Below are 14,472 nucleotides of genomic sequence, written 5' to 3'. Positions count from 1 at the left end.
ACTGGCCACCGCAGAGCCTGAATTCAAGCGTCGCGGCCCACTTTACCGGCCACATCCTCCCACGCGCCGGGGCGCAATTCCAGCCCCAGAACGCGCTCGGGGTTGGTGGGGGGCGGCATTTCCACGGCCTCCAGCTTGGTGAAACCAAAGCGGCTGTAATAGGGCGCGTCGCCCACGAGGATCACCCGCTCCCAGCCCAGCGCGGCCGCACGTTCCAGACTGTCGCGCATCAGCAGCGCGCCCAGCCCCTCGCCCTGATGGGTGGGATGCACCGCCACCGGCCCCAGCAAGAGCGCCCGCGCCGGGCCGATCCGAACGGGCCAATAGCGGATCGCCCCCGCCAGAATGCCCGCACCATCACGCACGACGCGGCACAGATCGCGCACGGGCGGCACATCGTCGCGCAGCCGGTAGGACGACAGCGCCTCGCGCCCCGGCGCGAAACACAGGTCATAGAGGGCCTCAACCTCCCAGTAATCAACGGGTTGCTCCGTCTCGAGGGTGAACATGCCGCGCGTTGCCCTTGCCAAAAATCGACTGGCCATGCGCCTAGCACGACGTTACGACAGGCACAAACCCGATGACCAAGGAGAAGCGGATGTTTTACCGACCCGAAGAGGGCCATGGCCTGCCGCATAACCCGTTCAATGCCATCGTGACACCGCGCCCGATTGGCTGGATTTCGACCCGTGGGGCCGATGGGCAGGACAATCTGGCGCCCTATTCATTCTTCAACGCGGTGGCCTATGTGCCGCCACAGGTGATGTTCGCCTCGACCAGCGCCAAGCCGGATCGCGGCGATACCAAGGACAGCGTCGCCAATATCCGCGAGACAGGCGTCTTTTGCGTCAATATCGTGAGCGAAGCGTTGCGCGATGCGATGAACCAGACCTCTGGCGCATGGGGGCGTGAGGTGGATGAATTCACCGATGCGGGGTTGGAAAAGGCGACCTGCGAAACCATCGCGTGTTCCCGCGTGGCGGCAAGCCCGGCCAGTCTGGAATGCAAGCTGACCCAGATCGTGCAATTACCGGGTGAGGCGAATTTCGTGGTCTTTGGCGAGGTGACAGGCGTGCATATGCGCGATGACTGCATGGCCGAGGGCCGGTTCGACGTGACCCGGTTCAATCCGCTGACGCGGCTCGGGTATCAGGATTATTCCGTGATCCGCGAGACCTTTAGCCTGAAGCGACCGGGGGAGTAATGCCGCAGAACGTTGGTTTCAGGAAAGTTTAAAACTTTCCTGACCGGAATTTTTTAAAAATTCCGTCACCCCGCCGAAATCGCTGTGCCAAGCTTGGCCGCGCGCCGCCCCATGCTCTCGCGGCCCAGCGTGCGGCAGAGGATCAGCACCGGAATGAGGCCAAAGCCCACCAGCACCAGCGAGGGCACCGCCGCCTCTGACAGACGTTCATCGGCGGCAAGGCGATGCGCCTGCACCGCCAGCGTCTGAAAATCGAAGGGATGCAGGATCAGCGTGGCGGGCAATTCCTTCATCACATCGACAAAGACGATCAACAGCGCCGTCAGAACCGAAGTGCGCGCCACCGGCAGATGCACCCGTGTCAACAGCTTGGGTCCCGGCTGACCCAGCGAACGGCCAATCGCATCGAGATGCCCCGGCACCGTCGCCATGCCACTGTCATAGGCGTTGAGCGCCGCCGCCATGAACCGCACCACATAGGCCATGATCATGAGCCAGATTGATCCGGTGATCAAAAGCCCGGTGCGGATGCCGAATGTCTCGTCCATGAAGGCGTCAATGGCGTTGTCCAGCCCCGCCATCGGCACCATGAGGCCCACCGCAATCACGCCGCCGGGCACCGCATAGCCCAGACCCGCCCCCATCACCAACCAGCGCGCGCTGCGCCCCGGACGGGTGCGGGCGCGAAACCCCACGAGGATGGCCCCCGCCACCGTCAGCACCGCCGCCACACTGGCCAGGAGCACGGAATTGGACATGAACCCCAGGTAGCGCGCCGAGAGGATATTCTGGCCCGAGCCGATGGCCATTTCCCCCAGCATGATCACCGGGATGATGAACCCCAGCAGCACCGGCAGGAAACAGAGCGTAAAGGCCCCCCAGCCTGCCGCACCGCGCAATTCGGGGCGTTCCATCGTCTCGAACCGCGCGCCGCGTCCAGCGGTGCGTGATCGCCCCCGGCTTGCCCGCTCCAGCCCCGCCAAGAGCAGCGCGAAACTGAGAAGGCAAAGCGCCAGTTGCGCCGCCGCTGCCCGGTCGCCCAGGCTGAACCACGCCTGATAGATGCCGGTCGCAAAAGTCTGGACGTTGAAAAACGCCACCGTGCCGAAATCGGCGATGGTCTCCATGATCGCCAACAGCGCGCCGCCCGCAATCGCCGGGCGCGCCATCGGCAGGGCCACGCGCCAAAACGCCTGCATCGGCGAACGGCCAAGCGTGCGCGCCACGAGGAAGGCATTGCCGGATTGCTGCCGGAACGAGGCCCGCGCCAGCAGGTAGACGTAGGGGTAAAGCACGATGGTCAGCATCAAGGCCGCCCCACCCAGGCTGCGCACCTCCGGAAACCAATAGTCGCGCGGCCCCCAGCCGGTCACGGCACGCAGGGCGGTTTGCACCGGGCCGGGATGATCCAGAAAATGCGTATAGGCATAGGCCATCACATAGGCCGGAAAGGCCAACGGCAGCGCCAGCGCCACCTCCAGCACTCGCACACCGGGAAAGCGGTAAACCGTCACCAGCCAGGCCGTGACCGATCCGATCACAGCCGTGCTGACGCCGACAATCGCCACCAAGGTCAGCGTCGTTGCGGTGTAGCGCGGCAGGACCGACGCCAGCACCTCGCGCCAAGTCTGCAAATCCCCCGCAAAGGCCGCAAGCGCCGCAGCGAGGATGGGCGCCACGCAGAGCGCGACCACGACCCAGGCAAGGCGGTGCAATAGGGTTTCGCTCATGGGGCTGATGCTCCGACATAATCCGACGGTTTTTATCAGTATTCCGCGGCGACAGGCGGGTCAAGCCGATGCGGCGCTTACGCGCCCGATACGCCCGCCTCGGCAAAAGTGGCCATGCCGGAATGACAGGCGAGCGCCGCCTGCACCACGCCGATGGCCAACGCCCCGCCTGATCCCTCGCCCAAACGCAGACCCAGCGACAAGAGCGGCACCTTGCCCAGTTCCTGCAACAGACGCGCATGGCCCGGCTCGGCGCTGACATGGCCCGCCACCGCGTGATCCAACGCTCCGGCGAAGTCCGCCTCCAGACAGGCGGCGGCAGCGGTGCAGATAAAGCCGTCGAGAACCACCGGAATGCGCAACTGTCGCGCCCGCGCCATCGCCCCCGCCATCGCCGCCAGTTCGCGCCCGCCCAAGCGGCGCAAGATCTCCAGCCCGCCCGCGCCGTCGGCGGCGTTGACAGTGACCGCCCGCGCCACGATCTGTGCCTTATGCGCCAGCGCCGCATCCGCGAGGCCCGTGCCGCGCCCTGTCCAGTCCACGGCCTCCCCGCCATAGAGCGCCAGCGCAATCGCCGCTGCGCTCGTGGTGTTGCCAATGCCCATTTCCCCCACGACCAAGAGATCGCAAGCAGGGTCCACCGCAGCCCAACCGCTGTTGAGCGCGGCGACAACCTCGGTCTCGGACATGGCCGCAGAGAGGCTGATGTCGCCCGTGGGCCGCTCGAGATCGAGCGCCACCACATCCATCCGCGCGCCGACCTGCGCCGCCAATTGATTGACCGCAGCACCCCCTGCGCGGAAATTGGCGACCATCTGCGCGGTGACGGCTGCGGGAAAGGCGGACACGCCCTGCGCCACCACCCCGTGATTGCCCGCAAAGACGATCACTTGCGGGGCTGTCACCCGCGCCCGCGCATCGCCACGCCAACCGCAATACCAAAGCGCCAGCTCCTCGAGCCGCCCCAGCGCGCCGGGGGGTTTGGTCAATTGCACATCGCGCGCTTGCGCGGCCTGCGTCGCAGCTGCATCCGGGCCGGGTGCCCCGCGCAAGAGTGCGCCGAATTCCGAGAGCGAAGAGAAGGCGGGCACCATGCAAAGCCTCATTGATTGTGCTGCCCCCATTCTGTATCGCAGGCAGAGCCCCCGCCCCAGACGAAAAAGGGCACGCCCATGGCAGAAAACGACAAGGCCTTGATCCGGCTTGGGGATATGCCCCTTGCGCTGAGCCTGCTCAGCCGTTTGCCGGTGCCGCTGCGGCGGTTCGACCGGGGGGCACGTGCGGCCTGGGCCTATCCGCTGGCGGGGCTGGTGCTGGGCGGAATTGCGGGCCTTGGCGGGATAGCGGCCTTGGCGCTGGGACTGCCCACGCCGCTTGTGGCGCTGATTGCCCTGACCCTTCCGATCATTCTGAGCGGCGCGATGCACGAGGACGGGCTGGCCGATACCGCCGACGGTCTCTGGGGCGGCTGGACGCGCGCGCGGCGGCTGGAGATCATGAAGGACAGCCATATCGGCAGCTATGGCGTGATCGCGCTTATCCTGTCGTTGGGCGCGCGCGGCGTGGCGCTCTGGCTGCTTTTTGAGGCCAGCCCGGCCACGGCGGCAACCGCCCTTCTGGCGGCCGCCCTCTTGTCGCGCGCCATGATGACGGGGGTCATGTGCGCCCTGCCCCATGCGCGCGCCACTGGGCTGTCGCAGGCGCAGGGCCGTCCGCCGCGGACCACGGCCCTCTTGGGGCTGGGCGTTGCGGTGGTGTTGACCTTTGGCCTTGTCGGGGGCGGCGGGGGCTGAGCGCTCTTGTTGCCGCCGGGATCGTCACCTGTGCAATCGCCCTCATTGCCCGCGCCAAGATCGGCGGGCAGACGGGTGACATCCTCGGCGCCACGCAGCAACTGGCGGAAATCGCGGTGCTGGTCAGCCTCTTGCCGTGAGTGACGAAAAAAGCCGCGTCCTCGGACGCGGCCCTTTCCAAATCTTTGTGGTGTGGTTCACGCGGCGCGCGATACCAGCACCTCGTCCACTTTGCGTGCGGCAAGCACCTCGTCCCCGCCCGAAACGGCAGCGACTTCGCGCGTCAGACGCTCGAGCGCGGCCTCGTAGAGCTGGCGCTCGGAATAGCTCTGCTCGCGTTGATCATCCGAGCGGTGCAGGTCGCGCACCACCTCGGCAATGGCAATGAGATCGCCGGAGTTGATCTTTTGCTCGTATTCCTGTGCCCGACGCGACCACATGGCGCGCTTGACCTTGGCTTTGCCCTTGAGCGTGCTCATCGCCTTGGACACGACATCGGGGCTGGACAGGCCACGCATCCCGATTTCGGTGGCCTTGTTGGTGGGCACCCGCAGGGTCATCTTGTCCTTTTCAAAGGAGATCACGAAAAGTTCCAGCGTGATGCCGGCGATTTCCTGCTCTTCGATCGAAACGATCTGGCCTACGCCATGGGCGGGGTATACAACGTAATCATCGGGGCGAAATTCGGACTTCTTGGTCTTCGACATTCAGGTCTTCCTCGCAGGGCTGCCAGCTCGGACGCACAAAAACACATGCCAAGGGCCAATACGGTCCACGGAATATGTGTATCTGTCGCAGAGAAATCCACCCCCGGGCAGCAACGCGGGTGAATGGATATCAGGCACATTTGATCTTGTCATGAAACTGTATCACAAAAAACCGCCCAATGAAAGGGCGGTGTTCTGGCTGGGGGCATTCCACCCCGCAAATCAAGGGCTTATCCAGTTCACGTTTTCGCGCGCAGCCAGCTTTCACCGACTCGCCGCGCGAATCGGATCTTAGCCGCCCTGTCCGGGTGCCTCGGAAAAGTATTTCTCAAGCTTACCGGCCTCGCCGTCGCGCTCTTCCGCCTCGGGCAGCGGGTCTTTCTTGGTGATGATCACCGGCCATAGTTCCGCGTATTTGCGATTGAACTCGACCCATTTTTCCATGTCCGGTTCTGTATCCGGGCGGATCGCATCGGCGGGGCATTCCGGTTCGCACACACCACAGTCGATGCATTCATCGGGATGAATGACCAGCATGTTCTCGCCCTCGTAAAAACAGTCGACCGGGCAGACCTCGACACAGTCGGTGTATTTGCAGGCGATACAGGCGTCGTTCACGATATAGGTCATGGCCGTCTCTCATTCTTGCCGAATTGCGCCTCACCTAATCCAGTGGGGCGGATCAATCAAGCGGTCCCGATTCATTGAGGTCGAGTTTGCGACGGTCGCGCTTGGTCGGGCGTCCTTTTCCCTCATATTTGGGCGCGGGTGGAACGCTGTCCTGCGTCACCGGGTCGCTGAGATCGTCATAGAGCGTCTGTGCCTCGGGGGCGGGGCCGCGCCGCGTGCCGATCTCGACAATCCGCACCACCCGGACGCGCGTCGCCTGCGCAAAGGTCAGAACGTCGCCCGGTCCCACCGCCTGCGCAGGCTTGGTCGCACGCACACCATTCACACGCACATGCCCGGCGGTGATTTCCTTGGCCGAAAGCGTGCGCGTCTTGAAGAACCGCGCCTGCCAGAGCCATTTGTCGAGGCGGATCTTGGCGGTGATTCCGTCCAAGACCTCAGCCCTTGGTCCTCAGCCCCATCAGTGCTGCGGCAAAGGGATTGTCCGGGTCGATCCGATCATTGCGTTTCTCGGGCTTGGCGGCGTAGGTCTTGGGCTGCTCGTCGCGGGTCTCGCGCGGTTTGCCCTTGCCGGGTTTGCCGCGCGGTTTGCCACCTTGGCGTTGCGGACGATCGCGTTTCTGCGCCGCGTCGCCATCGCCTTGGGCGGGCTGTCCACCCTGAGCACCACGCGGGCCGCGCCCGCCCTGTGCCGGGCGCTCGCCACGCGAGCGATTGGCGCGGGGGGCCCAGGTAAAGGTATAGTAGACCTCGAGTTCGGGGGTCGCGACCTCTGGGCTTTCGCCGGGGAGCACCTCTTCGGCCGGGGTCTCGTCGAGCGCCGCAGGCACTTCGGCCTCGCCAACAGGCTCTGCCGCGACGGGGGCAACGCCCTCGTCGGGGATTTCGTCCACGACATCCGCGACCGGCGTTTCTGCCTCCGTCGCCTCCGCCGCATCGGCAGGGGCATCCACGATGGCCTGATCCACCGGCTTGACCTTTTCACGCTCCCCGCGCTCGGCCTTGTAGCCCAGCCCCTGCATGAGCAGCGCGAACTGCTCCAGCGTCATGCCGGTGATCGAGAGCATGTCGGGCTTGGCCTCGAACCCGGCGCGGGTATCCTCGCTGCGCAGCATGTCGGCCAGACGTTCCAGCATGTCGATGCGGATCGCCCGATCCCCTGCGGCGCGGTAGCCCGCCATCGTGAAATAGCCCTTGGGCGCGTCGCTACGCGCGGGCACCGTCACCAGACCAGGGGGCGGTGCCTCGGGGAAGTCGTCCATACCTTGTGCCAGCGACCACAGCACCAGCCGCAGGCGTGTCGGCGCAGGCTTGAGCAGGAGCGGCAGGAAGACCGTGAACTGGCCAAAGCGGATGCCATGCTTGCGCAATGCGCCACGCGCCTCTTGATCCAGCGCCTTGACCTCGTCAGCCACCTCACCGCGCGGAATGAGGCCCATCGCCTCGACCATGCGAAAGCCAAAGCCGCGCGCCAGACCGTTCAGTGTCTCGTCGCGCTGGATGTTCAGGAGCGGCTCGAACAGGGTGGCAATCCGGCGGTCGATGTAATGCTGCAAGCGGCGCTGCACCTTGGCGGCGACATCCGGACCCGCCTCGTCATCGACAAAGGCCACGATCTGCGGCTTCAAAGGATCGGCACCGGGTGTGAGCTTGCCCACCGCCTCCTTGCCCCACAAGAGGCCGCCCTGCTCGGTAAAGTCGATCTCGGTGTCGGGGGCGTTGTAGAACCGATCCGCCTTGAGATGGAAATGCGGGGCCAAGGCCGCAACGCTCGCCTGTTGCAGCGTCCGGGCCTCTTTGCCCACTGCCGCGCGGTCCTGCATGAAGCGGAACCCTTCGAGCCGTCCGACGAATTCGCCCTCGACGGTCACATCACCTTGATCGTTTACTTCGGCCACCATGGCTTCCTTCTGCTTGAGCCGGCGCAACAAAACCGAGGTGCGCCGATCCACAAATCTCTGGGTCAGAGCGCCATGAAGCGCATCCGACAGGCGGTCTTCTACAGCGCGTGTCGCGCCGCGCCAATGGTTTTCGTCATCCAGCCAGCCTTTTCGCTGCGCGACATAGGTCCATGTGCGGATATATGCCAACCGTTTGGACAGCGTGTCGATGTCGCCATCGGTGCGGTCGATGCGCGCCACCTGCTGTGCCAGCCAGTCATCGGGCACGCGGCCATAGTCGGTCAGATCGCAATAAATCCGCTCCAACAGGCTGGCATGTTCTGCGGCGCTGATGCCGCGAAAGTCGGGAATGCGGCACACATCCCACAAGAGTTTCACCGCGTTGCCGCCGATTGCGCGCTGTGCCACGTCGGGCTGTTCCGCCAGCGTCTTGAGCGCGCCCAGATCGTCCGCTTCGCGGGCGCGCACCAGCAAGTCGTGATCCGGTCGCGCCTCGAGGCTGCCGATGAGTGCCGCCGTGGTGCCGAATTGCAGACGCGCATTGCGCCATTCCAGCTTGCGGATGGGGGCAAAGCGATGTTCCATGATCGCCTCGGCCAACTCGGGATCGAGGTCCGGTGCCTCGCCGGTCACACCAAAGGTGCCGTTGTTCATCCCCCGCCCCGCGCGCCCCGCGATCTGCCCCAACTCATTGGGCTGCAAATAGCGCATCCGCCGCCCGTCGAATTTGCTGAGCGACGAAAAGGCCGCGTGGCTGATGTCGAGATTGAGCCCCATGCCGATGGCATCGGTCGCCACGAGATAATCGACATCGCCATTCTGATAGAGCTCGACCTGCGCATTCCGGGTGCGCGGGCTGAGGGCGCCCATGACCACCGCAGCGCCGCCCTTTTGCCGGCGCAAAAGCTCGGCCATGGCATAAACGTTTTCCACGGAAAAACCCACGATGGCGCTGCGGGCGGGCATCTTGGCGATCTTGCGCGGGCCGGTATAGGTCAGTTGCGACATGCGTTCGCGGCTCAGGAACTCCACCCCCGGCACCAGCGCGGCAATGGTTTGGCGCATGGTGTGGCTGCCCAGAAACTGCGTCTCGCGCAGCCCGCGCATCCGCAACAGACGGTCGGTAAAGACATGGCCGCGCTCGGGATCGGCACAAAGCTGAATTTCGTCCACCGCCACGAAATCCGCACCCATCCCCTCGGGCATCGCCTCGACGGTGCAGACCCAGTATTGCGCGCGCTCGGGCATGATCCGCTCTTCGCCCGTGACCAGCGCCACGACAGAGGGTCCGCGCACCGCGACGATCTTGTCATAGACCTCGCGCGCCAAAAGGCGCAGCGGCAGGCCGATGATGCCCGTGCGATAGCCCAGCATCCGCTCAATGGCATAATGCGTCTTGCCGGTATTGGTCGGGCCCAGAACCGCGAGGGTTCTTGACTGCTCGGACATCCAGAGCGCTCCTTGATCGTGTCAGAGATCCGCGCCGCCCAGGTCCCGGGCGACGCTCTCCCGGGCCTTGGTTACGTCCTCGTGATGGGGATGTATAGCCAGCGCGCGCGAAAACGCCTCTTCTGCCAGATCGGGCTGCCCCAATTCCTTGAGCAGGACGCCCAAGCCGTAGATCACGTTGAAATGGCGCGGTTCAATCGCCAGCGCCCGCTCGATGTCATGCAGGGCAAGACCATATCGCTCTTGCCGGAAAAACGCGACCGACCGCAAATGCCACGCCTCGGCAAAGTCCGGCGCATGGTCGATGGCGGCGCTCAGATGTTCGACCGCCGCCGCCAGATCGCCCGCCTCGATCGCGTCCTCGCCGCGTCGCAACAAGAGGTCCATCGCGGGCGACCCGGACCGCGACAACTCGAGTTCGATCTCTGCGGCAATCTTGCGCGCCTCGGGGGCTTCGGCCTGAGAAAGCTGGGCAAACAGCCCATCCAGCCGCGTCTCCTGTGCCAGCGCAGGTAGGGAAAACGTGACTATCGCGACAATTGCCGCGACGATACGGTTGAGATTGAGGTTCGCTGCACCCATAACAGGGCTGAGTTTAGCGCAGATTGTCCGGTTGCACAGCCCCGGCATCGCAAATGTGAAAGGAAGCGCAGATGAGCGACGTGATCACCGCAGCGGTAACCGCCTTGAATGAGAAACTGGGCGGCGAGGGCCTGGAGGGAAGCGCGAAATTCGTAATCGAGGACGAGGGGTCCATCGTGATCGACGCAGGGGGCGCGCGCGCAGGCGATGACGACACCGACGTGACCCTCAGTGCCAGCCGCGACACGTTCGAAGCGATTCTCGCGGGCGATCTCGATCCTGCCGCCGCCTTCATGTCGGGCCGCCTCAGCGTGGATGGCGATATGGGCATGGCGATGAAACTGGGCAGCGTGCTGGCCTGATGCACGCGGCGCCGCTCTTTGACGATGTGGCCCAAGGGCCGGAGGGCGGCACCGCATGGTGGATTTCGGCCTCGGACGGGGTGAGCCTGCGGGTAGGCCTATGGAACCGGGATGCAAAGGGGGGCACGGTGCTCCTCTTTCCCGGTCGGACCGAATATATCGAGAAATATGGGCGCGCCGCAGCACATTTCGCGGACTGCGGCTATGCCACGCTGGCCCTTGACTGGCGCGGTCAGGGTCTGTCGGACCGCCTGACCACCGATAGCATGGCGGGCCATGTGCATGAATTCGCGGACTACCAGCGGGACGTGGCCGCGATGGTCGAGGCGGCGAGACGCCTTGATCTGCCGCGCCCTTGGCATCTCTTGGCGCATTCGATGGGCGGCTGCATCGGCCTGCGCGCGGTGATGCAGGGGCTCGACGTGCAAACCTGCGCCTTTTCCAGCCCGATGTGGGGCATCCACATGGCGCAGGCCCTGCGGCCCGTTGCCTGGTCACTTTCCTGGGGCAGTCGGCAGTTGGGGATGAGCCATCACTACGCCCCCGGCACCGCAGGCGCGCATTACGTGCTGGAAGAGCCGTTCGAGACCAACAAGCTGACCAATGACCGCGAGATGTATGAGTACATGGCTCAGCAATTGAAGGCCCATCCCGAATTGGGACTGGGCGGGCCCAGCCTGCGCTGGCTGCACGAGGCGCTGCGCGAGACCCGCATTCTGGCGCGCGCGCCCTCTCCCTCCCTGCCCTGCCTCACCATTCTGGGCAGCGACGAGCAGATTGTGGATGTGCCCCGCGTCATTGACCGTATGGCGCATTGGCCGGGCGGGCATCTCGAAATGGTCCCCGGCGGGCGGCACGAAACGCTGATGGATACGCCCGACACGCGCGGGCGACTGCTGCGCCAGCTCTGCGATTTCTACGGCGGCGCGTGGCGCGCGTCGGCTACGGATCGCGCCTCACGGGCGAGCGCTGTTCCCCAAGCCCGCTGATCCGCACCACCATTTCATCGCCCTCGGTCAGATAGCGCGGCGGCTTGCGCCCCATGCCCACGCCCGGCGGCGTGCCAGTGGCGATCACATCGCCCGGCTCGAGCGTCATCAACGCGCTCAGATAGGCCACGATATGCGCCACGGAAAAGATCATCCGCGCCGTCGTGCCAGTCTGCATCCGCGCGCCACTGAGGTCGAGCGAAAGATCAAGCGCCTGCACATCCCCCAACGCATCGGGCGTCACCAGCCACGGCCCCATGGGCGCGAAGGTGTCACAGCTTTTGCCCTTGGTCCATTGCCCGGCCCGCTCCATCTGAAAGGCGCGCTCGGACACATCGTTGACGATCGTGTAGCCCGCGACATGGTCCAAGGCCTCAGCCTCGGTCACATATTTGGCGCGTTTGCCGATCACCACGCCCAATTCCACCTCCCAATCGCCCTTATCCGCGCCGCGCGGCAGGTATACGGGGTCTTGCGGCCCACAAATGGCAGAGGTCGCCTTGAGAAACACCACCGGCTCTGGCGGGGCGGCCACGCCCACCTCTTCGGCATGGTCAGTGTAGTTGAGACCGATGCAGATCAGCTTGCCCACCTGCCCCACCGGCGGCCCGATCCGGGGATTGCCCGCTACGAGCGGCAGACTCTCGGGGTCGATCCGGGGCAGATCGGCAAGCACCGCCCCGGCCAAATCGGGCACCACACCCGACAAATCCCGCAGGCGTTCCTGATCGTCCAGAACCGCCGGGCGTTCCTGACCAACATCTCCATATCGTGCAAACTTCATCTGCGCGTCCCCTCTCGTATCGCGCCCCACCCTAGTCAGCCGCACACGAAGTGCAAGCACCGCGCCCCTTGTGGCCCCCGCCCCCCCGGCCTATGTCTGGGCCATGTCAACACGAGGTGCCCCCATGCTCAACCTGCCGTTTCCCGTCCGCGATGCCAATGCCAGCTCTGGCAACAAGAACCTGGGACAGCTGCCGGAATGGGACCTGAGCGATCTCTACACCTCCGAGACCGCGCCCGAACTCAAGCGCGACCTCGACTGGCTGCACAAGGCCTGCGCCGACTTCGCCGCCGATTACGAGGGCAAGCTGGCCACGCTCGACGCGGCAGGTCTCTTGGAGTGTATCCGCCGCGACGAGGCGATCAGCACCACGGCGGGGCGCATCATGTCCTACGCGGGCCTGCGCTATTACCAGCTGACCACCGATGGCGGGCGGGCAAAATTCATGTCCGATTGCCAGGAGAAGGTGACGAATTCGACCACGCCGCTGGTCTTTTTCTCGCTCGAACTCAATCGGCTCGACGAGGGCGCGCTGACGGCGATGTATGCCGAGAATGCCGAACTTGCCCGCTACAAGCCGGTGCTCGACCGCATCCGCGCGATGAAGCCCTATCAGCTTTCGGATGAGCTGGAAAAATTCCTGCATGACCTCGGCGTTGTCGGCGACGCCTGGGAGCGCCTCTTTGACGAGACCATCGCGGGGCTGACCTTTACCGTGGATGGTGACGACCTCAACATCGAGGGCACGCTCAACCTTCTGACCGAACAGGACCGCTCCAAGCGCGAAGCCGCCGCGCGCGAACTGGCACGGGTCTTTGGCGAGAACATCCGCACCTTTGCCCGCGTCCACAACACGCAGGCCAAGGAAAAAGAGGTGATCGACCGCTGGCGCAAGATGCCCACGGCCCAGACCGCGCGGCACCTCTCGAACGATGTGGAGCCGGAGGTCGTCGAGGCGCTGCGCAATGCGGTGGTCGCGGCCTATCCGAAGCTGTCGCATCGCTATTACGAGCTCAAGCGCAAATGGCTGGGGCTGGAGCGTATGCAGGTCTGGGATCGCAACGCGCCCCTCCCGATGGAGGCCCCGCGCCTGGTCGATTGGGACGAGGCGCGCGACACGGTGATGGGGGCCTATGCCGCATTTGATCCGCGCATGGCCGATCTGGCGCAGCCGTTTTTCGAGCGGGGCTGGATCGATGCCGGCGTGAAACCGGGCAAGGCGCCGGGGGCCTTTGCCCATCCGACCGTGACGACCGTGCACCCTTACGTGATGCTCAACTACCTTGGCAAACCGCGCGACGTGATGACGCTGGCGCATGAGCTTGGGCATGGCGTGCATCAGCGTCTGGCGGCGGATCAGGGCGAATTGCTGTCCTCCACGCCGCTCACCCTGGCCGAGACCGCCAGTGTTTTCGGCGAAATGCTGACCTTCCGCCGCATGCTCGAGGGGGCCAAGACCCAGGCCGAACGCAAGGTCCTGCTCGCAGGCAAGGTCGAGGACATGATCAACACGGTCGTGCGCCAGATCGCGTTCTACGATTTCGAATGCAAACTCCACGCCGCGCGCCGCGAGGGCGAACTGACCCCCGAGGACATCAACGCCCTCTGGATGAGCGTGCAAGCCCAGAGCCTGGGCGACGCCTTTGATTTCATGGAGGGCTACGAGACCTTCTGGGCCTATATCCCGCATTTCATCCACTCGCCCTTCTATGTCTATGCATATGCCTTTGGCGATGGCCTCGTGAATGCGCTCTACGCGGTCTACGAGGAAAACCCCGACGGCTTCCAGGACAAGTATTTCGACCTGCTCAAGGCGGGCGGCTCCAAACACCACAAGGAGCTTTTGGCGCCCTTCGGCCTCGATGCCAGCGATCCCGCCTTCTGGGACAAGGGCCTCAGCATGATCTCGGGCATGATCGACGAGCTGGAGGCGATGGAGGGCTGAGCCTCAGCCCCGGCAAGAATGAGTATTTGAGCCATAAAGAAGCGCCTGCGCCTTCATCTGGCTGAAAATACCTCGGGGGGCACGGGGGGCAGCGCCCCCCCGCCGATGCCTCATTTCAACTGGCTGTCCTTTGATCCGCGCCGGTTGATGCCGCCGCGCTGGGCCTGAACCGAGTCACGCTCTTGCTGGCAGTCGATGCAGAGCTTGACGCCCGGAATGGCCACGCGCCGCGCCTCGGGAATGGGTTCCTCGCATTCCGCGCAATGGGTCAGGCTCTCGCCCTGCGGTCCGCGCCGCGCCTTGAGCCGCGCCAATTCATCCGAAATCGACGCCTCGATCTGTTCGCTTACCGCGCCGTCGCGCGCCCATCCACCGGCCATGGCCTCTCTCCTCTGA

14 protein-coding genes and 1 pseudogene are annotated in these 14,472 nt (G+C 64.8%); 5 read left to right on the top strand and 10 right to left on the bottom strand.

The features are described from left to right. Positions 1-23: 23 nt before the first annotated feature. On the bottom strand, positions 24-509 hold the full coding sequence (locus ROSMUC_RS10585) for a GNAT family N-acetyltransferase (RefSeq protein ID WP_037272742.1): 486 nt from the start codon (positions 507-509) through the stop codon (positions 24-26). A gap of 89 nt (positions 510-598) precedes the next feature. Between ROSMUC_RS10585 and ROSMUC_RS10580 the strand changes: the two genes are divergently transcribed. Continuing rightward, on the top strand, positions 599-1,204 hold the full coding sequence (locus tag ROSMUC_RS10580) for a flavin reductase family protein (protein ID WP_206018443.1): 606 nt from the start codon (positions 599-601) through the stop codon (positions 1,202-1,204). Between the two features lie 65 nt (positions 1,205-1,269). Here ROSMUC_RS10580 and ROSMUC_RS10575 read toward each other — a convergent pair whose 3' ends face one another. After that, on the bottom strand, positions 1,270-2,934 hold the full coding sequence (locus tag ROSMUC_RS10575; protein WP_037272737.1) for an ABC transporter permease: 1,665 nt from the start codon (positions 2,932-2,934) through the stop codon (positions 1,270-1,272). A 77-nt stretch (positions 2,935-3,011) separates the two neighbouring features. After that, positions 3,012-4,028 (bottom strand): nicotinate-nucleotide--dimethylbenzimidazole phosphoribosyltransferase, encoded by a 1,017-nt coding sequence (cobT, locus tag ROSMUC_RS10570; protein WP_037272735.1) that lies wholly within the window; start codon positions 4,026-4,028, stop codon positions 3,012-3,014. Between the two features lie 78 nt (positions 4,029-4,106). Between cobT and cobS the strand changes: the two are divergent. Next, positions 4,107-4,867: pseudogene (gene cobS, locus ROSMUC_RS10565) on the top strand (adenosylcobinamide-GDP ribazoletransferase). A 57-nt stretch (positions 4,868-4,924) separates the two neighbouring features. Here the strand turns inward: cobS and ROSMUC_RS10560 are convergent. From ROSMUC_RS10560 to ROSMUC_RS10540, 5 genes are all read right to left on the bottom strand, one after another. Continuing rightward, a complete protein-coding gene (locus ROSMUC_RS10560) occupies positions 4,925-5,434 on the bottom strand; it encodes a CarD family transcriptional regulator (RefSeq protein WP_008280623.1) in 510 nt (169 codons plus the stop codon). A 291-nt stretch (positions 5,435-5,725) separates the two neighbouring features. After that, positions 5,726-6,064 (bottom strand): ferredoxin FdxA, encoded by a 339-nt coding sequence (gene fdxA, locus ROSMUC_RS10555; RefSeq protein WP_037272731.1) that lies wholly within the window; start codon positions 6,062-6,064, stop codon positions 5,726-5,728. A 52-nt stretch (positions 6,065-6,116) separates the two neighbouring features. Further along, positions 6,117-6,497, bottom strand: a complete 381-nt coding sequence (locus tag ROSMUC_RS10550) for an RNA-binding S4 domain-containing protein (RefSeq protein WP_052115314.1) — start codon at positions 6,495-6,497, stop codon at positions 6,117-6,119. A gap of 4 nt (positions 6,498-6,501) precedes the next feature. Then, positions 6,502-9,414: a helicase-related protein gene (locus tag ROSMUC_RS10545; protein ID WP_037272728.1), complete on the bottom strand. Its 2,913-nt coding sequence runs from the start codon at positions 9,412-9,414 to the stop codon at positions 6,502-6,504. A gap of 21 nt (positions 9,415-9,435) precedes the next feature. Further along, on the bottom strand, positions 9,436-9,996 hold the full coding sequence (locus tag ROSMUC_RS10540; protein WP_052115313.1) for a tetratricopeptide repeat protein: 561 nt from the start codon (positions 9,994-9,996) through the stop codon (positions 9,436-9,438). A gap of 71 nt (positions 9,997-10,067) precedes the next feature. On the opposite strand from ROSMUC_RS10540, the gene ROSMUC_RS10535 reads away from it, so the two are divergent. Continuing rightward, a complete protein-coding gene (locus ROSMUC_RS10535; RefSeq protein WP_037272726.1) occupies positions 10,068-10,358 on the top strand; it encodes an SCP2 sterol-binding domain-containing protein in 291 nt (96 codons plus the stop codon). Continuing rightward, positions 10,358-11,347, top strand: coding sequence for an alpha/beta fold hydrolase (locus tag ROSMUC_RS10530; protein ID WP_037272723.1), 990 nt, complete (start codon positions 10,358-10,360; stop codon positions 11,345-11,347). The genes ROSMUC_RS10535 and ROSMUC_RS10530 overlap by 1 nt, the downstream gene beginning before the upstream one ends. Here ROSMUC_RS10530 and ROSMUC_RS10525 read toward each other — a convergent pair. Beyond that, positions 11,301-12,131, bottom strand: a complete 831-nt coding sequence (locus ROSMUC_RS10525; protein WP_037272721.1) for a fumarylacetoacetate hydrolase family protein — start codon at positions 12,129-12,131, stop codon at positions 11,301-11,303. The genes ROSMUC_RS10530 and ROSMUC_RS10525 overlap by 47 nt on opposite strands. 124 nt (positions 12,132-12,255) lie before the next feature. Here ROSMUC_RS10525 and ROSMUC_RS10520 point away from each other — a divergent pair, with 124 nt between their 5' ends. Further along, positions 12,256-14,076 carry a M3 family oligoendopeptidase gene (locus ROSMUC_RS10520; RefSeq protein ID WP_037272719.1) on the top strand — a complete coding sequence of 607 codons (1,821 nt, stop codon included), beginning with the start codon at positions 12,256-12,258 and terminating at the stop codon, positions 14,074-14,076. A gap of 110 nt (positions 14,077-14,186) precedes the next feature. Here ROSMUC_RS10520 and ROSMUC_RS10515 read toward each other — a convergent pair whose 3' ends face one another. After that, positions 14,187-14,456 carry a DksA/TraR family C4-type zinc finger protein gene (locus ROSMUC_RS10515; RefSeq protein WP_037272718.1) on the bottom strand — a complete coding sequence of 90 codons (270 nt, stop codon included), beginning with the start codon at positions 14,454-14,456 and terminating at the stop codon, positions 14,187-14,189. Positions 14,457-14,472: the final 16 nt, after the last annotated feature.

Source organism: Roseovarius mucosus DSM 17069 (assembly GCF_000768555.3).
GTDB lineage: Bacteria > Pseudomonadota > Alphaproteobacteria > Rhodobacterales > Rhodobacteraceae > Roseovarius > Roseovarius mucosus.
The sequence above is the reverse complement of the archived record's forward strand: the minus strand, read 5'-3'. Positions and strand labels throughout refer to the sequence as shown.